This is a genomic window from Nostoc sp. FACHB-152, from assembly GCF_014697475.1.
Taxonomy (GTDB): domain Bacteria; phylum Cyanobacteriota; class Cyanobacteriia; order Cyanobacteriales; family Nostocaceae; genus Nostoc_B.
The window spans coordinates 133,732-154,354 of the sequence record NZ_JACJRV010000010.1; the positions used below are offsets into that span (position 1 = coordinate 133,732).

A 20,623-nucleotide genomic window follows, 5' to 3' on the forward strand; every position below is an offset into this window, starting at 1 on the left:
AGCTTTTTGCCAATACTTAGTAGCGTTGTGTAATCAATTTGTAATTATTTACCGTTTAGCGGCTTCGGTATTATACGATGGACGGAGTGTTGCAAAGCTTGGGGCTATTATGGCTCGCTATACTTGTTCATTTACTATTTCCATTAATGTTGACAATCTCCAGCCATTACTTTTAGACCTTTTACAAAACTGTGATTTAGAAATTCAATATTACAACCATGATTACATCCTGGCTCGTGAGATTCCAGGTAATATTCCGTTTTCTAAATTGGTCAAGGTTGAAGTATTCATTGAGAAATCAACTGCTACTGAGACTGAAACCCGAATGAGTATTGTGATTAAAAATGAGGAACTACCACTCCAACTGCATAATCATTGCCGGGAAATATTTGATTTTGTAAAACAAGCCATTGAACAGAATCGCTATTGGCATTTAATTGAAAGCATTGCCGGATAATTTAGATATGTTTGCTTTTGATTAAGATGTTTTTTGTGATTAGTTTTAGGCAACGCTGACTCTGAGAAATTTGGGTAGTTAAAGACGAATCAGCTTTTTTCATCTTGAAGTAGTATCAAATAGATGAGATCGCCTTTGTTTTCTGTTGTATCCTCGTCATTCAAAGCCTGCCATTTCCTTCTTGTAATATAGATATATTCGCTGCGGGCTACCCACTGGTGAACAGCCATGTCAGAAACTACTTTACCTATAACCCTGATTGAACTTCCGCCTACCCAAGCGGAACTTCCCTATGATGATGGTATTCCAATGGAAAGCGCAAGGCACAAAGCCCAGATGGACTTGCTGATAGATGCCTTAATTCCTTGGTTATCACAACGAGAAGATGGGTTCGTTGGCGGGAATATGTTTGTTTACTACAGTTTGGCGCAGGTAAAAAACAAAGATTTTAAAGGGCCAGACTTTTTTGTAGTCTTGGGTGTGCCTAAAGGTGAACGCAAAAGTTGGGTTGTTTGGGAAGAAGGAAAAGCACCCGATGTTGTGATTGAATTGCTTTCAGATAGTACAGCCGCCGCAGACAAAAACGAGAAAAAGCTGATTTATCAAAATCAAATGCGCGTACCAGAATATTTCTGGTATGACCCTTTTAACCCAGATGATTGGGCAGGTTTTTCTATCCAACAAAGAGTTTATCAACCTCTGGTTGTTAATGAACGCAATCAACTGCTAAGTGAATCTTTAGGTTTGGCATTGCAGCGTTGGCAAGGAAATTATAAAGGAATTGATGCGACTTGGTTACGCTGGGCAACTTTAGAGGGAGAATTACTGCCAACACCGGAAGAACAAGAACGCCACTACGCCGAACAAGAAAGCCGCCGCGCCGAACAAGAACGTCAACGAGCCGACAGAGCAGAATCGCAGTTGTTACAAACTGTACGCAACTTAATAGCGGGTGGAATGACTGTGGAACAGGTAGCTAATATCACAGGTTTGGATGTCTCGGCGATTGAACAACTGCGCTTTTAGGAGTATAGGCGATCGCTCTCAATTTTAGTTAGCGATATATGCGATCGCATTAATAAAACTGTTTAATCGCACCTATTTATTTTGGTGCAACTATGCTTTGACGAACAGTACGCTTGCGTAGGCGTAGCCCGTCGTAGACATCGCTTTTTCGAGTACCCCCAGCCTTCTGATATTCATGGCTGTTGCTACCATATTTATAAGCAATACCACGCAACATTTTTTCAATTACTGATAACTCTATAGTGGACAATTGTTAAAAAAATTGTCATACGTGGAATTGTTGATTTTTCTGAAAAAATTCAAAGTTTAAGTACTTTACGGGCAATTAAAACTACATTTATCTTAGTAGGGTACGTTATAGACGATAGTGTTAACGCAACAGCAGAGATTTACAGTGCTGTACTCTCACCAAATAGCCAGCAGAGATTTGCGGTGCGTTGCTACAAAAATACAGACTGCGCGAAATACCCAAACGTCAAGGCGGAAGTTGCTACAGCCTGCGCGAAACACCGAAACGTCAAGGCGGAAGTTGCTGCAAGGATGACGTAAGTGACTACAAGGAGTAACTCAACCTTATCCAAGAATTATTAGTTTGGATTTGAATGATTGTGCAGGAAGTTTTTCCATAGTGCGATCGCTAACTACAACTACAGAACCAGATTGAGCAATGGCAAGAAATAATCACAAAAAATTTTTGAAAAAGTATTAATAGGCAGAGCTAGTTTTGCATTTACTTCAAAGGTAATAAATTATGTAAATTTGTCATAAACAAAAGCCTAGCCATGCTATTTGAGCTTTTGATTGCAAGAGCGATCTCTATCTAAGATTAGAAGAGAAAATGCTTTCAAAAAGCCGAAAGTAAGCAAAAATTTATGTAACTTAAATAATTTCGTAAATATACTGATATTGTTTTTATTAATCTAGCATTAATTTGGAAATTATCAAAGATTTAGAATCTGGTGTGCGTTTTAGTGCCGCAGAAGCGTTAGGTAGAATTAGCTATTTTTTTAAAAATCCTCTCTTGAGGAATACTGGTTATTCCGGTACTTTTATGGAGAATTAATAGTAAAATGCCAGTTTAATAAGCTACGTAATCGAAAATTACTAAAATTGCGCAAGCCATACCCAAGTCTTTTAATTAACTTGAGTTTATTGTTAATCCCTTCTACAGTACCACTAGTAGTTCTGCCATCAAAATAACCAACTATTTCCCCAAACTATCTGACCATTGTACCTAGAGTTTTCGGAAAATATGAACGAGCATCAGACATCCAATTTAATAATTGAATGATACTATCTCCCCAAGATGTTGTTGTCTCAAATATTGAGCGTTATTTCTGTAGGTGATGAATAAAGTTAATGCTAGCTATAAAATAAAATGCATTTTAAACTTGTAGCTATTGTAAAAAGGGTACTTGGTTTAAGCTCTTTCAGTAACTTGGCTAAAGGTAAGATTTTAAGGGCGATCGCTCATACTATTTCACGAAAATTTGGTAATGATAGTGAAACATTTAACCAAAACTGCTGACAATTAAGCCATATAATTAAACTTTCCAACTATTTGTGCAGAATTAATCTTTTATTTTTGAATATTCCTCATTGGATTTTTTCAGGTTTACTAAAATTGATTAAATATAAGTTAAGGACTGGTAATCATTATTAAGGAGGTTATAAAAATAGTTTAAAAGTATTTTTAAATCTTTATAAGTTAAGATAATAAGGTAAATTATATTAATAAAAATCTAGGAACATTTCTAAAAGAAACTTTAGTACGAATTCAGCACCCAGGAGTCAGAAGTCAGAATTTAGAAGTATCTATAGGATTAGTAAATTGATTTATCAAATATTTATCTTTATTCTTTAATCATTCTGGCTCCTAAATTTTTACAAACTTTATAATTTCAGAAATCAATTCAAAACTAGTATGGTAATTTTGAGGCTAAAGTAGTTGCTTTCATAAGCTGCTAGCGAAAAGTTGAATTTTTATTTTTTGAAAATATTTATACAACAGCATACTCAGGGTTATTTGTAAAACAGACTTTGGATGTTGTATGTAGTTGTAGGATTGTCAGTGAAAATATTTAGAATTTTCAATCTTCTCTGTAAAATTTTATTCCTAAATCAACAAAAAGTTTATGTATCGATTCCAGGTTAGTGCATACACGCAAACTGGTGAATCTATTGGTCTAGTCGGTTCTACTCTCGAATTGGGGTTGTGGGATATTACTAGATGTGTTCACCTTCGCACAAATGCCAATCGCTATCCTTTATGGTGGACAGACCTAGAAATTGAGATTCAGCCATCTTTAGAGTCAGGTGATTGTCAGAGAGTGGAATACAAATATGTACGTTTCGATGCAAAAGGTCGTTGGCAGTGGGAAGCTCTAGGTTCTAATCGTTGGGTGCCAATCAATAATGACGAGGATGCGGGTACTATTGTTGTGGATGATGGCGCATTCGGTTATTTGCAGCCTTATGGGTTCGGATACATTGAGCAGCCAACGGCGACTACTATCAAGAAACTGCCAGGACAAGAGACAGAAAGTTTAAAAATTGTAGTCATTGGTAGTTCTGTTGCTAATGGCCATAAAGCTTGGTTGTTGAAAGGTTGGGTCTGGCTACTAGAGCAAGCTTTGCAGCAAAAATATGGACATAGAGTAGTAAATCTGTCAGAGGTGGGAGCCAATGTCAGCAGAACGATCGCCCGATTTGGATCAGTAGTTACGCCAGAACAACCGGATGTAGTAATTATTGCTTTGTCTCTGGGTAACGAAGGATTAGCTTACTGTCCTCCTCACGAACGGCGGGCGATACAAAGGCGGTTTGAAAGTGGTTTACAGCAGCTGGTGAAAATGACACGAAAACTAGGAGCGCGCCCAATTTTGGGGGGTTTATATCCCAATGGCGACTATTCTCCTGAGCATCACTGGCTACTAAAAGATACAAACAATCGGATGTTGAATTGGGGTGTGCCGATTTTAGATTGGTTGGCAGCATTAGATGATGGGCAAGGACGCTGGCGAGAGGGTATATCTTTCGACCCAGCCCACCCCAACACTATCGGTCATCGCCTGATGTATGAAGCAATCGACTTGCAATTGTTTAACATTAGCAAAGCCGAATTAGCAAAAGAAAAGCAACACTTCTGGCAGCCGAACGAAATTCCCATTTACCTTGACAATGCAGGCTTTTATGTCTGTGCTTGTATCGAAGAGAAGCGTTTGCGGATCAACAATCCATCAAAATATAGCTACACCATTGCTCCCTATTGGCAAGAACTACAAACTGTACTGCAAGATAAAGCCAGATTGCTTCCAGGTATTTACATCGCCACAAATGCCCCCAAAGGAACACTCCCCTTCTTTGCAGTGCAAGAAGATGGCGCGATCGCCACAACTGTAGAAATATCCCCTGGTATTGATATAGAATACAGTGCCGCCTTCAATCTTTTTGCGCCGAACAACTCACAAGTTTTGTTCTATGACGGGCATCTGGGGATTTTGCAAAAAGACGAGCGCCGTCTTTGGATCATCAACGAATCAGACCACGAGTACAACATCCAACCCATGTGGGCAGAAGTACGGAATGCCCTAAAAGCTATGCCAGCAGGTGTCTATGAAGATCCACTGCATCCCGATATTCCTTTCCGCACGATGATGATTGGCAATTATGGACTAGAAAGTCGGGTGAAAATCCCACCAAAATCTGCTGTCTTATTTCAATATCAGTGTAAATTATCAGATATCAGTCGTGTGGCAATTATCCCTCTGGGCGATCGCTGTGCTGTTCGTATGATGCTGTACAAAATGGAGTATGATGGCCCCGCCTTTCCCTTTGATCTGACGCGTACTACCAATATTGCAGATATTGCAGATATCATCGAAAACGGTTTTTATGATATGTGGAATCCTAGCTTCCTACATTACAATCCGGAGGCAGGCAGAATTTACCACAGTAAATGGACGGGTTTATCTTTCGCCCACGAAGTTGAAGACACAGACAATCCGAAGAGCGATATGTCTCCCGTTTATGAACGGATGCGCGTTCGTTATACAGCACGTTCTCAACGGTTTTGGTACACAATCGAGAACTGCGACCAGGCACTTTTCGTGCGTACAGGAATTGCTAATCGCGGTGGGGTGATTGATTTGGTGAGCAAACTGGAAAAACAATGCCAGGGTAAACCATTTCAACTCTTGCTACTTTCTCCCCAAGCTAGCGAAGAGTTTTTAAACCTTCCTCATGTGCTGCATTATAATGTCGAGTTTAACCCTGATCGGATGTATGACGACTTGGGACATTGGATGTACTGTACAGAGGTGATGCGAGGAATTTTAGAATCCCTTGGCATATCCAGCAAAAACCTTTTCTGGTGTCCGCCGAATACTCCCAAGGATACTTTAAAACAGGAGAAAAAAACGAGTGCTTGTTAATTTTCAAGCTATAGCAGGGGACAGCTTATAGGTGATAGGTGACAGGGTTAAAAGTCTTTGAGTGTCTAAGTTTTCTCGTCTACTGATGTCCTCACACTACTGGCTATCGCTATAATTCAGGGCTGAGGATGTACGAAATATCTCAACAACTGTCGGCTTAGTCACTTTCCCCATCGCGTTGCGCGGTAGTTCCTCAACTATGAGAATTCGGGTTGGGACTTTATAAACGGCTAATTGTTCTTTTGCCCATTTTCTAAAAGATTCTAATGTCAATTGGCACTGCGATCGCAATACCAACGCCGCGCAGACTCGCTCACCCCACTCAGGATCTGCAACCCCAACCACTGCACATTCCTGAATATCTGGATGCGTTCTGAGTACTTCCTCAATTTCTAAAGCAGAAACTTTATAACCTCCTGTTTTGATAATATCCACACTCATTCTTCCTAAAATGCGGTAATTGCCGTTCTCAACTATGGCAAAATCTCCTGTGCAGAACCAGCCATCTCGAAATGCTTTAGCAGTTGCTTGCGAGTTTTGCCAATATTCTAAAAACACTCCAGGGCTTTTGACTTGGATTTCTCCTGGTGAGCCTGGTGGAACTATTTCTCCAGTTTCATCCACTAATCTAACTTCCACTTGTGGCAAAGGCTGACCTACATATCCTGAGTAACGTTGACCATGTAAAGGGTTTGATAATGCCATGCCAATTTCTGTCATCCCATAGCGTTCCAGCAGAAAATGGCCGCTAATCTTCTGCCACTTTTCTAGAACTTGAACTGGTAAAGCGGCTGAACCAGAAACCATCAGCCGCATTTTTGCACAACTTGCTGACATGGTTTTTTGGCGTTCTTTAGAAGCATTTTCCCAAGCAGCAATCAACTTTACATAAATCGTTGGGACTGCCATAAATAAGGTTAAGTCACTATCGCAAATTCGCTGCCAAACAACTTCTGCATCAAACTTGCTCAACATATGGCATTCCGCCCCAGCCCATAAAGCACAAGTCAGTACGTTAATGATCCCATGAATATGATGTAAAGGAAGTACGTGCAGAATGCGGTCGCTAGAAGTCCATTCCCAAGCTGTGATTAAGCTGGTCACTTGAGCTTGGATATTTTGATGAGTCGTAACTACACCCTTTGCTTTACCTGTTGTGCCGCTTGTATAAAGAATTAATGCACGTCTAGTAATATCTATTTCTGGAAGATGACCAACATGATCAAGAAGCGTTTCTGAAGTGAGAATAAATCGTAAATTTTGTTCAGTAGCTAGAGGACGCAGTATATCTTCAAAGTTCGGATGGGCAATGATAATTGATGCTCCTGAATTGGTAATCACATACTCTAATTCTGGTCGCGGGTGCGAAATACAAAGAGGTACAGCTATTCCACCAGCGCGCCAAATTCCCCACTGCGTCACTACATACTCAAATCCTGGTGGGATCAGAAAAGCAACTCGCTGCTCTTGTAAATCTTCTGTATGATTCAGAAGCCTTGTCGCCATTTGACTTGAAATGTGAAGCAAATCCTGATATGTAAATGCTCCTTCATCTGTAAAAATGGCTATTCTCTCGTTATTTTCTTCAGCACGAGTAATTAAAGGGAGATTCACTTTTTTTTACCAATTTATGCTTTATTTAGTCTAATTACCCAAAGCATATACCAATCTCAAAAGGTACAAACCTGTATGGCACTTATAACCTATTCATAACCAATCTGTAATCCACATCCCGTAGTCTAAATTCCTGACTGGAATAGCGTGAGCAAAAGCTATTTATCCAAAATGCGCTCACGGATTTCAAAAATAATCGAGGATGTAATGATTACCAAGCTTAACTACTTAAAGTTTCGACGCGTCAGTACTATACATTCGTTGTGGAAGATTTGTTTATTGGGTCTGACTTTACCGTTTTTGGTATCTGCCATCAATAGTTTGGTAATTGCCGGAGAGAACGAGAACGCCAACGCACCATACGAGATTGGACTTTGGGGTGATCTGCCCTACTCGGACGCGCAGGAGGTTGGCGTAACAAGATTAATCGACGACATGAATTCCCAAAAACTTGCTTTCACTGTCCATGATGGCGATCTCAAAGCTGGTTCTAACAGCCTTTGCGATAATGCACTATATACTAAAGCACTCGGCTACTTCAACGCTTTGGAAGCGCCAGCAGCCTTTACGCCAGGGGACAATGATTGGACAGACTGCGATCGCCCTTCAAATGGCGGATTTAACTCTCTCGAACGCCTCGACTACGAGCGTGACGTATTCTTCAGCACGAATTTCTCTCTGGGGCAGCGTCGGCTAGCTCAAGAAGTGCAGACAGAACCGTTGTGCCTCGGTGTCAACGGTTCTGTACCTTGCGTTGAGAACCGCCGTTGGACGGTTGGCAGAGTTACCTATGCAACACTCAACATTCAAGGCTCGTGCAATAATCTCTGCGATACTGCCCCTGATCCAGAGGAATACAAGGCGCGGAACGCAGCAAATATTGCATGGATGAAAGAGACTTTTAGAGTAGCAAAAGAACGCAACTCGGCAGCAATCATGTTGATTTCCCAAGGTAGTCCTGGGTGGGATCTGAGCGACCCCACCAGAGCGCCTTTGCGTAATCCGAGGACTCTCGTGCAAACCGATGGACAACCTGATGGCTTCAAGGACTTTCTATTAGCATTGCGCGACGAGGCGATCGCTTTCCGTAAGCCAATTGCTTATGTACATGGGGATTCGCACTACTTCCGTATTGACAAGCCATTTTTAGATACTCAAGGCAGACGACTGGAGAACTTCACTCGTATCGAGACATTTGGCAACAATCAAGCGAATGGCACCAACGATGTACAGTGGCTGAAGGTAAGCGTCGATCCTCGTAGCCGAGAGGTGTTTTCATATCAGCCACAGATTGTTCCTAGCAATCGAGTAGCGGTTCCGGCTCCGTAAAATCAAAAACCACCTACGTCATGTAGGTGGAGAGAGCTACGAGATTATGGGCATCAAAACCCACCATTTGACCTACAGTTATGTTTTATATTTTATTTGAGTAGCGAACAAAGTACTAGATTTAAATCAGTTTTAAAATATGCATAAAATATTGATTAATAATATTTATTCTCTGCATTTAATAATTTTTAAACTTAAGTTTTAAAAAATAAGTTTTAGGATTTTTTACCTTTAATTAAATTTAACTTAAACTCATAATTTTAGATTTAGCTATCTGGGAGTATAAAAACTACTTCGCAGGTTGACATAAGTTTAATAGCGATCGCAGGAATTTAGCTTGAGGTAAACATGAAATTAGTTACCAGATTAACTTTAGTTGCCGCTAGTTTAGCCGTGAGTTTGGCGACTGTAAACCAGCAAGCAGCAGAAGCAGCTACTATAAAATATGCTTTTAATGTCAACAGTGATATATTCGGTGGTAATGGTATTTTTAATTTTGATGACTCAAATTTTAGTGATGAAGCTATTCCCACAGCCCCAGTTCAGTTACTAAATTTCACATTTAATAGTAACCCTCAGACTGTGTACACTCAACTGGATGATTTTGACTATCCAGAACTAGGGCCAGTGGTATTTCAAACTGTAACAGGTCGTTCACCTGTTGGGTTGTCGTATTTATTTAACGATCAAGCTGACTCTACAATCAGTTATGAAATTTCTGGATATGATTTTATTGTAGGCAACCAAACTTTAACTGATGCAGTTTCGTATACTGCCATTCCTGAACCTGCAACTTTAGTTGGCACTTTAACTATTTGTAGCATTGGCTGGCTCACCTCACGAAAAGTTAAATCAGCCAAAAAAGCTGCTTGAAATATAAACAACTATTAACATTTTAAGTTCAATTTAGAAGCCTGGTTTCTTCGAGAAACCAGGCTTCTGTAACAACTATCTTTAACTTAACGTGAGTTCGATGAACCTCTCCCCAACCCCTCTCCGACGCGAAGAGGGGCTAAAACATTGTGATATTTCAACGAAAGATAAGGGTTTCAAAGCCTCTCCCCCTGTGGGGGAGAGGTTTGGAGAGGGGTTTTTTAGCTCCGTCGAACTCACGTTAACTTAACCGTATTTGGTTAGTGGGGTTGTGTTGATATTGACTCTGATTTTGCTAGTAATTGTGCGCGATTTTGGCGGAGATCAGCATGGCTACGTTCTGTGGGATAAGGTATATTTTCGCCTTTAATCCCAGACCAAAGCACACGGTTAAATTTCTCAGGATCTAACTTGTCTTCAACTTCAAAGTAAAAGTCTTTAGTTGCTTGCGCCCACCATTCTTTGTTATGCAAGGATGGTAAAGCAGCCGTCTTTTGGACATTAGGATCTTTGCAAGCTGGGACAAGGTTAGGATCTACAGGTGCAGTACACAAGTTACCAGGTACAACTGCGGTGTAGGGTGTAAAGTTAGGCTCTCTAGTAAAAGCATCGGACATTGGCTTGGCATTGGCATCATTCATACCTAAATAGCCAATTCCCAATAAATCTTCCATTGTCCGCACTATGCTAACAGTATTGTAGTTAGTGCTGACCAGTGCCTTGCGCTTGGTGTAAGGTGAAATGATGTAAGCGACTGAGCGATGACTATCTACGTGGTCAGGGCCATTTTGACAATCATCTTCTAGAATAACGATCGCCGTCTCTTTCCATACAGGAGACTTGGAAATTTTCTCTACCAACAAGCCGACAGCATAATCGTTATCAGCCATTTGCAATGGTACAGTATTTAACCCAGCTACAGCATTGTTAAAGTCGCCAAAGTGGTCGTGAGGCAAACGTACCATTGTCAGGTTAGGCAGTGTATTATTAGCCAGATATTTATCAATATCACGCACAAACTCGTTGTAGAGATAAACATCCGAGTTTTTCATGTCGTAACCCCGGAAATAGTTGTCGGTTTTATCCAACAATACATTTTTGGCGGCTACAGCTTGCTGAATGTTGTCAGCAGCAGGTGTTGGGGAGATGGGAATATAAAGTGGATTGGTAGGATCGGGTTTTGTAGCATCTGCTTGACTAGTGCTGTAGTTACCGTCAGTGTAGAAACCATAATTGCGTACAGTCTTACCAGCACGCAAAGCCGCATCCCAAAGATAACCACCAACAGCATTTGCTGATAATTCACCGTCTCCAATGGGTGCATTGACATCCTTAGTTCCTGGCAAAATTGACGACTGACCGGAAGGATCTAAAACTCCTGTCACCCGTGCATTAAATTGGGAAGGGTTAGAGTTAGTCTGTGGTAACGCAATATTGATATTGCGGTTAGTCCCTTCGTAATCGTAGGTCAAACCGTTAAACCCAGCATTACCATAGAGTACGGACTGCGTTTTTTCGGTGTAATCAGTAGTTCTTCCGTAAGTAGACCAGTTCCAACCTACACCACTAGACTCACCAGAATCGTAGAAGTTATCAAAGGTGACAAAATCTAGAGCTAGCTTGTGATGATTGGGGGAAATGGGTTCTGGCAATAAAGTTAAAGCAGGGTCGCCGTTACCAATAGGTAAATCACCTAGCACTTGGTCATAGGTGCGGTTTTCTTTCAGCACATAAATAACGTGCTTAATCTTCCCTTGCAAAAATCTCATTGTCCGGTCGGGACGGCGATTATCAAAACCGTTGTTTCTGTCTACTTGGCGGGTAAGTGAAGCTAAAGTGCTACCATTAGGAACTGGAATAACTGCAATGCCAGCTTTTTCTAAAGCCCAGTTATATTCGTTTCTAAAGGTAGTGTTGCGGGCTTCACCTGCGGGCGTGGTGCGGCTTTGAGAAGGGTTGGGGCCGGAATTACTCTTGGCGTTGACCACAAAGAGTTTTTTACCATCTTGGCTGACACTAACAGAATTAGGATACCAGCCAGTAGGGATGCGTCCAGCTACCTGACCGGAGCGTAAATCCACCACAGCAACAGCATTCTCACCACCTAAAGTAGTGTAAAGTGTACGACCATCTGGACTGAGGGCTATGGAGTTGGGATTTGCCCCTTTGTATTTATCTTTGGGTCGAGACAGGGATATAGTCTGAACAACGCTATTGCTATTGGTATCGATGACGGAAATTGTGTCACTGTTACCGTTGGCTACATATAGTTTCTTTTGGTCAGCCGACAGTTGGATGTTGTTGGGTTGGCTACCTACAGGGATGCGGGTAATTGTACCAGAGGCAATGTCAACAGCTACTACTTCGTCATCGCGCTGACTGCTGACAAAAACTTTACCGGCTGCACTATTTGTATTCTTAATGGCGACATCAAAGGGGAATTCCCCAGTTGCTATTTTATCGCCTGGTTTAACGAACTTAATTTCTTGAGTTACCTGACGATTAGCAGTATTAACTAGTGAGATAGAGTCATTCTCAAAGTTAGCTGCTACTAGAGTATTGCCATCTTGACTAACTGCTAGACCTGCAACAACTGCACCTGTGGCTGCGGCATTAGCAGGTGTATCCTTTAACAAACCACCGTTGTAAGTTGGAAAGGGGGCGGTTTGGTTAGGGTTATGCCCTAAAAGAATAAATGGTGCATCTGGGACAAATTGACTACCGTTAGCAGTGTAAACATAAACGCGATCGTCAATACCACCGGATACATAAAAGCGTGAGCCATCTTTTGCCCACGCCAAACCATTGTAGGTATTGGGGATATTAATTTGTTGCCGCTTAACTAATTTCCCACTGCTGACATCGAAGACAAATACCCATTCCGCTTTGCGGGTGGTTGTACTAGTGGGTTGACCTGTTGCTGGGTCTAACACCGGATAGGTGAGATCCGCACCAGTATTTTGATCTCTAAAGTTTTGGTTGTAGCCACTGGTTAGCACCAATAGAGTTTGACCATCGGGGCTGAGGGCTGTAGTGACTGCTTCTGCTGCATCAGCGTTATTATCGGCACGCAAACCAGTAGCTAGACGTGCAAAAGTTGAGCCTGGAGCAGCAGCAGGTGTAATTATTTGTCCTGTGGGAAGCAATGCTCCACCTTCGGGTAGTTCACCAACACGGCTATTAGCAAGCTGGGCTGTGACTATTTGGACACTACTTGCTGCGATCGCCACTGCTACCAGTAGGCTGAGTAGAAGATATCGCTTACGCTTGAAATTGAACATTAGCTGTTCTCAGATTAAATTTTTTGCCTACGCAGCCAATACTTCTATTTTCTGGTTAAGAACACAGTAAGAGGAGGTTACTTAAAGAGTGTTTGCTCTTGACATTACCTAACCGATCGCTTCTTCGGGTTTTTGTAAGCTAACTCGCCACCGCCAAATTGCCGAAGCACTTGCCATACCTACACCCCAAGCTAAAGGCAATCCAATAATTGCCCAATGACCACCAGGCCATTCCACATTCAATCCTGCACCCAACCAATAAGTACCAAATCCCATCAGCAGCATTGCAGCGACAAATTTCATGGGTTTAACTGGTACTTGTTGGAGTGGTGTTCTAAATAAAAAGGCTAACACCAATAAACCAAATGTCGCCAAACCAGCACCACTAATTGCTTCTAGCCATTGACTTTCGGCAGCACCTAAAGTTACAACTGCGATCGCTACTTCTACACTATCTAACAACGCACCTTTAAAGGTGGTGACAACAGCAAACCAATTCCAGCCAGATTGATTTTCATCTTTGGCTAGTTGTTCTTCTAAACTATCTTCCCCGCCACCTTTACGCTTTTTGGGAAGACCAGCATAATATCTAACTATAGAACGCGTCCACTTTTGACCAAACAGTAATAATAAAACTCCCGCCACAATTCTGAGAATATCTACAGGAATCAGCGTCAAACTTTTGCCCAATACCAGAGATAGCAGTAATGTTAAGGCAATACCACCGCCTGAGCCTACCAAGGCATTACGCCAACCTGCTAATCTGCCGACAACAATGACTATACCCAGAATTTCGACTAATTCAATTAAAGAGCTTGCAAAACTAGCTAAAACAATTTCCCAATTCATAATGTTTTTTGTTGACTGTTGACTGATGACTGTTGACCGATGACTGATGACTGTTGACTGATGACTGTTGACTGACTGTTGAATAACTTTAAGTTTGCTGTTTCTGCAATTGAGAGATTTACTTGTGTACCAACTGGTAAAGCGATGCTGGCTGGTGTTCTGGCATACAACTTTTTGCCGGAGGGGGTATACAAGCTATATCGGTATTCATGTCCTAAAAAGAAACGTGCCTGAATTTTCATTTCACCATCGCTAGCTGGATGCAAAATGATATCCTCTTCGCGGATCATTAAATCTCCTTGATCATGAGAAATCTGATTTTTTAAGGCAAAACAGCCAATCTCTGTTAACCAGCAATTTCTTTGCAAATGTGCTGGCAAAAAGTTGGCTTGGGTGACAAACTCGGCGACGAAGCGGGAAGCTGGTTGAGTGTAAATTTCTTCTGGTGTGCCTAATTGCTCTAATTTACCATGTTGCATTACCGCCACTTGGTCAGCGATCGCTAAAGCTTCTTGTTGGTCATGGGTAACAAAAATAGCTGATATACTTTGATGTTTGAGAATGGCTAAAACTTCCTCGCGCAATTTCAGCCGTACTTGTAAATCTAGATTGCTCAAGGGTTCATCTAATAATAGAAGCTTTGGCTGGGGAGCTAAAGCACGGGCGAGGGCTACGCGTTGTTGTTGTCCGCCAGATAATTCATGCGGGTAGCGGTTTTCTAAACCTGGGAGTCTGACTAGTGTTAGTAACTCTGCAACTCGTTGACTACGTTCGCTTTTTTTCGCCCTTCGCAAACCAAAGCCAATATTCTCAGCCACCGTTAAATGCGGAAATAAAGCATAATCTTGAAACAGCATTCCTACATGGCGTTGTTCTGGTGGTAGCCAATGACTATTACCAGCAACTAATTGTCCAGCAATTTCTACAGTTCCCACTTGTGGCGACTCAAACCCAGCAATAATTCGTAGGAGTGTAGTTTTCCCGCATCCAGAAGGCCCCAATAACCCCAACACATCCCCTGGTGCTAACGCCAAACTCATTTTATCTACCGCAGGCGCAGTCATTTGAGCAAACTTGAGGGTGACATTCTCCAACTTTAATATTGCTGATGTCATTGAATCTTCCTTTTGGTTGAAAAAAGGGTGTGGGGGTTTAGGGGTTTAAGGGTTTAGGAATATGGGAGGCAAAGCGAGATAGGAAGATGTTGGTTTTCATGAAACTGTTGTGGTTTAGAACTAAAAATTTTAGGTTATGAGTCAATACGGTTCAGTTAGTGAAATTCAAACATTGAAGATCCCCCTAAATCCCCCTTAAAAAGGGAGACTTCAAGAGTATGATTCCCCCCTTTTTAAGGGCAGGCTCAAGGGGATAAAAACCTTAACTGAACTGTATTGGGTTATAAGTGAGAAACTTCGAGTTTCAAGTGAGAATGTTCAGCTTCAAAACGAGAAACTTCAGGTTCTAAGTGAGAACTTTTGAGTTCAGAACAAGAATGTTCAGCTTCAAAACGAGAAATTTCAGGTTCTAAGTGAGAACTTTCGAGTTCAGAACAAGAATACTCAGGTTCAAAACGAAAAACTTCGGGTTCTAAGTGAGAACTTTCGAGTTCCAAGTGAGAATGTTCAGCTTCAAAACGAGAAACTTCAGGTTGTAAGGCTGAAACTTGAAGTTCTGATGCTGACAGTTGAAATTCTAAAGCTAAAATTTTCATCTCTGGTTGTCTTCTTTGCTCCTCTGCTCTCCTGCTTTCTGCTCCTCTACTCTTACTTTCCTCAATCCACCTCCCTTTGCAAACTCCGGCGCACTTCTGGGATAAGTTGTTGATAGCGATTTTGAGATAACACCAAGAACGTGGAACTCATAGAAATGAATAATATGATTAATGCAGCCACCGATGCTTGAGTGTAAGAGACATTTTCTGTTGCTTTCCAAATTTGAGTGGCTAAGGTATCAAAGCCAATGGGAGCTAACAGCAAAGTTACAGGTAACTCTTTAATTGCTTTAAGAAATACTAATGCTGCACCTCCTAAAATTCCTGGTGTGACTAGTGGTAAGGTAATTTCTCGGAAAGTTTGCCCTGATTTTCTGCCTAAACTACGGGCTGATTCTTCTAATTGAGGATTAACTTGCAGTAGTGAACTCCGCACGGTTCCCACAGATTGGGAAAGAAATAACACCAAGTAAGCAAACACGAGCATCGGTAAGGTTTGATATAGCCAAGGCAGATAATTTGCTCCCCAAAATACTAGTGAAAAGGCAACTACAATTCCAGGTAAGCCAAAACCAATGTAACTACAGCGTTCAATAGCTGTAGTGATGCGGCTAGGAAAGCGCACCGCCAAGATAGCGACGGGAATAGCGCAGCAAGTAGCAGCGATCGCAGCTAATCCAGCAGCTATGATGGAGTTCCAGGCTAGTTGTGTGAGTTGTTGCCAAGCAAAAATTTGCTCTGCTTCTGGGCTAGTTAAACCTTGTACTAACCAGAACAAGGTGACAGCGAGAGGTAACAATAAACCGAAGCTAGTGATAACTAAGCAAAACAAAATTGCTGGAATTTTCCAAACTCCCAGCTTGATTAAAACTGGTGGAGCGTAAGATTTATGACTACGACTATAATATGTAGCCCGCGATCGCGTTTTATATTCCAGCCACAGCAACAGCAATACTAAACCCACCAGCATTAAAGCCAGTGTCGCCGCTTGATGGCGGTCAAATGTATAGCGGTACTGCAAAAAAATTGCCCGTGTAAAGGTATCAAACCTCATCACAGAAGTTGTCCCAAAATCCTGCAAGGCATTCAGGGCTACTAATAATCCTCCGGCGACGATGGCTGGACGTAGTGCGGGTAAAGTCATCCGCCAAAAAGTTTCCCGTTGATTCCAGCCCAAACTTCTCGCTGCTTCTTCCATTGCGGGATCGATACCTTGCAAGCCAGCATGGACACTCAGCAATAAGTAGGGATAGGAAAACAGAGTTAATCCTAAAATTGCCCCTGTCCAGCCATAGATTTCTGGTAAAGCTTCCACTCCCAGAGGTTCTAGCCACAGTTGTAACCAGCTACCTTTAGGGCCGAAAGCCGCAATTAACGCAAAACTACCTACATAATCTGGTATAGCTAAGGGTAGTGTCGTAATAATGAGCCAAAATTCTCGCCAAGGTAAATCTGTTCGCAGTGTGAGGAATGCTAGAGGTACGGCGATCGCTGTTGCCAGTATAGTACTAGCAACAGCTACCCCCACACTATTAAACAAAATTTCCACTACGCGCGGACGCAATACCAAATTCAATAACTGCTCCCCACCCACAGCAGACATCCGCATGACTAAATAAGTCAACGGCAAGGTAATTGCCACAGCAATAAACCCAGCTGTAGCTACTAAAAATAAAGGTGGATGGGATTTAGTCATTGGTCAAAAAGAAGGGTGTGGGGGGTAGGGTGTAGGGTGTAGGGGAAATTATTGGGGGCTTCCACCACTAATTAAAGATCGCCAAATCTTTGATTGTGACGGAGGTTTCCAGTTGGCTGCGGGGCAGAGTGTACAAAAATACATTTTTCTCTCTATTCACTACACCCCACACCCTGCACCCTAAACCCTAGTTTCAGTCAACAGTCAACCGTCAACCCCCCTAAATCAACCCTGCTTGTTGAATTAACGACATTGTTCCTTTAAGGTCTGATAATTTACTTAAATCGAGTTTGGGAGGTTGTAATTGCTTAATAGGTAATTGCTTTTGGGCTACAGGGATACCTGTGACTAAGGGATATTCGTAAAAATTTTCGGTGATGAACTTTTGGGTTTCTGGTTTGAGCATATAAGCAATAAACTTTTCAGCATCACTCTGTTGGTCGGTGGTCTTGAGGACTGCTAACCCAGCGACATTAATCAAAGATCCGGCATCGCCTTTTGTATGGTGAATAGCCACAGGAAAATTAGGATTCTTTTTGGTAAAGCGATACAGATAATAGTTATTTACTAATCCCAGAGCAATTTCGCCTCGTCCCAGAGCTTCCACGATCGCGCTATTTTTAGGGTAGGCTTTCGCACCGTTGGCTTTCATGGCTTTTAACCAGTCTAGGGTTTTTTGATCACCCTGCATCAGTCGCATTGCTGTTACGAAAGAAAGAAAAGAGCCGTTTGTCGGCGCCCAGCCAACTTTACCGCGCCATTTAGCATCGCTCAGTTGCATTACACTTTTGGGCAGTTCGTTAGCTTTGACCAGTTTGGTATTATAGTCAATCACCCGCGCTCTGCCGGAAATGCCCACCCATTGCCCAGAAGTAGAACGAAAGCGGGGATCAACTTTGTTGAGCAATTGGTTAGGGAGAGTTACAGTCTGTCCTTCTCTAGCTACAGCACCTAAAGAACCGGCATCTTGAGCGTAAAAAACATCAGCACGGCTATTTTTGCCTTCTTCAATGAGAGCGATCGCTAATTCTGTAGAATCACCATAGCGTACCTCAATATTTAGCCCCAAATCTTTCTTCGCCTTCTCAATCAAGGGACGCATAATTTCTTCGTCCCTGCCTGAATAAACTGTCAGTGTTTTTGGGGTAGCTGCTACTGCAATTCCCACTCCCCAACCCAAAAATACAGCCGTAATTGCAGTAAAGATTTGCCGCGCTTGATGTGAAACCATTAATTAACCTCGAATTCTAAATATTGTTGACTGTTGACTGTTGACTGATGACTGTTGACCGTTAACAGTTAACAAACTTCAACTTCATAGAAATGTGTAATTTAAATCTGTAGAGGATTAACGGTTGATTTTGATAAGGACAGGTTACGCCAAGGTAGTTTCTAAATTAAATTTAGAACATCCCCAGGTTAAGAGTCTTTAGTAACAGTCAACAGTCATCAGTCATCAGTCATCAGTCATCAGTCATCAGTTTTGCCTAGAAACTAAAAGTAGTACGCACTACACCCACATAGATATTAGGGTTGCTGCTGTTACCTTCAGGATTAAAAATAGTAATTAACCCTGGGGTAACAGCAATGTTGTCATTCAGCTTATATCTATAAAAAGCTTCTAAATGATAGGAAATATCATCATCTTGACGGCGATTATTACCAGCTACGAATTGATTGTCAGCAACGTAAGGCGGTACACCAAACACAATACCGCCAAAATTTCCTTCCCTACCCAAATCAGGAAAGCCTAGCTGAACAGCCCAATGCCAAATGTCCGCATTACTTCTAGCAACAGCTGTATTCTCAGCTTGGGCATTGGTGTAGTTGCCCCAAGCCGTGACGGTAAACTTAGAACTAAGTTTGTAATTGGCAGTGACACTATAGTTATTTACAGAAGTTCTAGCACCATTGAATGGGTTATTAGCAAAACCAGTACCAGTGCTACCTGAAACTCCACTACCTCCGGTGTAATAAGCGTTGACATAAGTAAAAGCCAAACTTAATTGTGAAAGCGGCTGAACAGTCACTTGACCTAATGCAGAGTAACTACCATTAAAAATGCCGTTACCATCACTGGGATCATTACCAACACCAGATGGCACAACGTAGCCAGCAGTTAAAGTCAGAAAATTATTAAACTTGTGATTAATAATGACACCAGGCCCTTCTGCGGCGCGATAAATTGGGTTATATCGCCCAAAACGAGACAATGCACCTGAACCACTAGAATCGAAGTTGCGACTAAGACCAGGTACTTCATCAATATATTCCAAGCCTTCGGTTGCGACGCTCACCATTGTGGAGTCGCCTACAGGGAATCGATAAAACAAAGCCGAAACGCTGACATTATTTGATTCATTGCCATCAAAACCTAAACGAGTTTGGTTAGTTCCGGTTACAGCCGTATTGAATGAGGTGATATTTCTCGCTTGTAACCTAACTCTAAGGCGGTCTTTACCAGTGAAGCTACTATCAAAGTTTAACCGGACGCGATCGGCAAAAATTACATTTTCATCAAGTTCTGCTCTGCTACCACCACTATTTTCGGCATCGCTGTTGATGGCTCTATCAGAACCAAACACACTAGCCAATGCAAAAACTGCTTCTCCTCGCAATTTGGTAGTTGTGGAGAATTGTTGTGATTCTATAGCAGCAGTCTGAGCTTCTAAAGCATCTACTCGACCTCGAACAGTTTGCAATTCAGAGGCATATTCTTCTTGTAGCTTTTGCAGTGTTGCTAAGTCTTCTTTATTCACCAAATCGGCTGTACTAGTGGCTATCAGTTCATTTATCCGATCTAAACAAGCATTCAAACCAGCAGCAAACTCATAGCGAGTCAAAGCACGATTACCTCGATAAGTCTGGTTAGGATAGCCTGCTATACAGCCATATCTTTCAACCAGAGATTGCAGAGCAGCAAAAGCCCAGTCTGTAGGTTGGACATCCGAAAGCTGTGAAACTGAAGTTACCTGTCCGATAATTTCAGTACTGCTAAAACTAGACGATTGATTTATTGTGGGTGCTTGATTTACAGGTACTTCAGAACTCATGGCTGGTACTGCAACCATGAATAAGCCTAAAATTGCTGGACTCAATGATAAAGCATTTAACCAAAGCTTCTGCACGGATTTATCCTCACACCTGTTAGAGATTAGTTAAAAGTTATTTTTTCCTAACATTAATTTTTCAATTGATTGATTTACTAATTAATTTGTAATTTCAAAATTCAATTGTAGAAATTTAATGTTATTCAGAAAGTCAATCTTCTCTAAGAATGATTTTTAAATCGACTTTAACAATATCAAAGCACAATTACTTACCAGAAACTAGAGGTTATCTGGAAATAAAAAC

The 20,623-nt window shown here is 41.7% G+C and carries 14 protein-coding genes and 1 pseudogene; 5 read left to right on the forward strand and 10 right to left on the reverse strand.

Annotation, left to right across the window (positions count from 1 at the left end; all coding sequences use genetic code 11):
• Positions 1-109 precede the first annotated feature (109 nt).
• Together H6G76_RS11500 and H6G76_RS11505 are read left to right on the forward strand one after the other, a co-directional pair.
• On the forward strand, positions 110-457 hold the full coding sequence (locus tag H6G76_RS11500) for a hypothetical protein (protein ID WP_190700059.1): 348 nt from the start codon (positions 110-112) through the stop codon (positions 455-457).
• Positions 458-685: 228 nt separating this feature from the next.
• Positions 686-1,483, forward strand: coding sequence for a Uma2 family endonuclease (locus H6G76_RS11505; RefSeq protein ID WP_190699962.1), 798 nt, complete (start codon positions 686-688; stop codon positions 1,481-1,483).
• A 76-nt stretch (positions 1,484-1,559) separates the two neighbouring features.
• Here H6G76_RS11505 and H6G76_RS11510 read toward each other — a convergent pair whose 3' ends face one another.
• The gene (locus H6G76_RS11510) at positions 1,560-1,700 is read right to left on the reverse strand and encodes a hypothetical protein (protein ID WP_190700072.1); all 141 of its coding nucleotides are present in this window, start codon (positions 1,698-1,700) and stop codon (positions 1,560-1,562) included.
• Positions 1,701-2,532: 832 nt separating this feature from the next.
• A pseudogene (locus H6G76_RS11515) lies at positions 2,533-2,814 on the reverse strand (transposase); the annotation flags it as partial.
• 804 nt (positions 2,815-3,618) lie between these two features.
• Here H6G76_RS11515 and H6G76_RS11520 point away from each other — a divergent pair.
• On the forward strand, positions 3,619-5,916 hold the full coding sequence (locus H6G76_RS11520) for a DUF1796 family putative cysteine peptidase (RefSeq protein ID WP_190699965.1): 2,298 nt from the start codon (positions 3,619-3,621) through the stop codon (positions 5,914-5,916).
• 96 nt (positions 5,917-6,012) lie between these two features.
• On the opposite strand, the gene H6G76_RS11525 is transcribed toward H6G76_RS11520, so the two are convergent.
• Positions 6,013-7,530 carry an AMP-binding protein gene (locus H6G76_RS11525; protein ID WP_190699968.1) on the reverse strand — a complete coding sequence of 506 codons (1,518 nt, stop codon included), beginning with the start codon at positions 7,528-7,530 and terminating at the stop codon, positions 6,013-6,015.
• Between the two features lie 207 nt (positions 7,531-7,737).
• Here H6G76_RS11525 and H6G76_RS11530 point away from each other — a divergent pair, with 207 nt between their 5' ends.
• Both H6G76_RS11530 and H6G76_RS11535 read left to right on the forward strand, forming a co-directional pair.
• Positions 7,738-8,859, forward strand: a complete 1,122-nt coding sequence (locus tag H6G76_RS11530; RefSeq protein WP_190699970.1) for a hypothetical protein — start codon at positions 7,738-7,740, stop codon at positions 8,857-8,859.
• A 348-nt stretch (positions 8,860-9,207) separates the two neighbouring features.
• Complete coding sequence (locus H6G76_RS11535) at positions 9,208-9,732, forward strand: PEP-CTERM sorting domain-containing protein (protein ID WP_190699973.1); 525 nt, start codon at positions 9,208-9,210, stop codon at positions 9,730-9,732.
• A gap of 260 nt (positions 9,733-9,992) precedes the next feature.
• Here the strand turns inward: H6G76_RS11535 and H6G76_RS11540 are convergent, their stop codons facing one another.
• From H6G76_RS11540 to H6G76_RS11570, 7 genes are all read right to left on the reverse strand, one after another.
• Positions 9,993-13,013: a beta-propeller fold lactonase family protein gene (locus H6G76_RS11540; RefSeq protein WP_190699976.1), complete on the reverse strand. Its 3,021-nt coding sequence runs from the start codon at positions 13,011-13,013 to the stop codon at positions 9,993-9,995.
• A 108-nt stretch (positions 13,014-13,121) separates the two neighbouring features.
• Positions 13,122-13,862, reverse strand: a complete 741-nt coding sequence (locus H6G76_RS11545) for a COG4280 domain-containing protein (protein ID WP_190699979.1) — start codon at positions 13,860-13,862, stop codon at positions 13,122-13,124.
• Positions 13,859-14,977 (reverse strand): ABC transporter ATP-binding protein, encoded by a 1,119-nt coding sequence (locus H6G76_RS11550; protein WP_190699982.1) that lies wholly within the window; start codon positions 14,975-14,977, stop codon positions 13,859-13,861. The genes H6G76_RS11545 and H6G76_RS11550 overlap by 4 nt, the downstream gene beginning before the upstream one ends.
• A 281-nt stretch (positions 14,978-15,258) precedes the next feature.
• The gene (locus H6G76_RS11555) at positions 15,259-15,573 is read right to left on the reverse strand and encodes a hypothetical protein (RefSeq protein WP_190699985.1); all 315 of its coding nucleotides are present in this window, start codon (positions 15,571-15,573) and stop codon (positions 15,259-15,261) included.
• 61 nt (positions 15,574-15,634) lie between these two features.
• Positions 15,635-17,269 (reverse strand): iron ABC transporter permease, encoded by a 1,635-nt coding sequence (locus H6G76_RS11560; RefSeq protein WP_190699986.1) that lies wholly within the window; start codon positions 17,267-17,269, stop codon positions 15,635-15,637.
• 220 nt (positions 17,270-17,489) lie between these two features.
• Entirely contained in the window at positions 17,490-18,500 is a 1,011-nt protein-coding gene (locus H6G76_RS11565) for an iron ABC transporter substrate-binding protein (protein ID WP_190699989.1), read from the reverse strand.
• 256 nt (positions 18,501-18,756) lie between these two features.
• Entirely contained in the window at positions 18,757-20,397 is a 1,641-nt protein-coding gene (locus tag H6G76_RS11570) for an iron uptake porin (RefSeq protein WP_190699992.1), read from the reverse strand.
• Between the last annotated feature and the right edge of the window lie 226 nt (positions 20,398-20,623).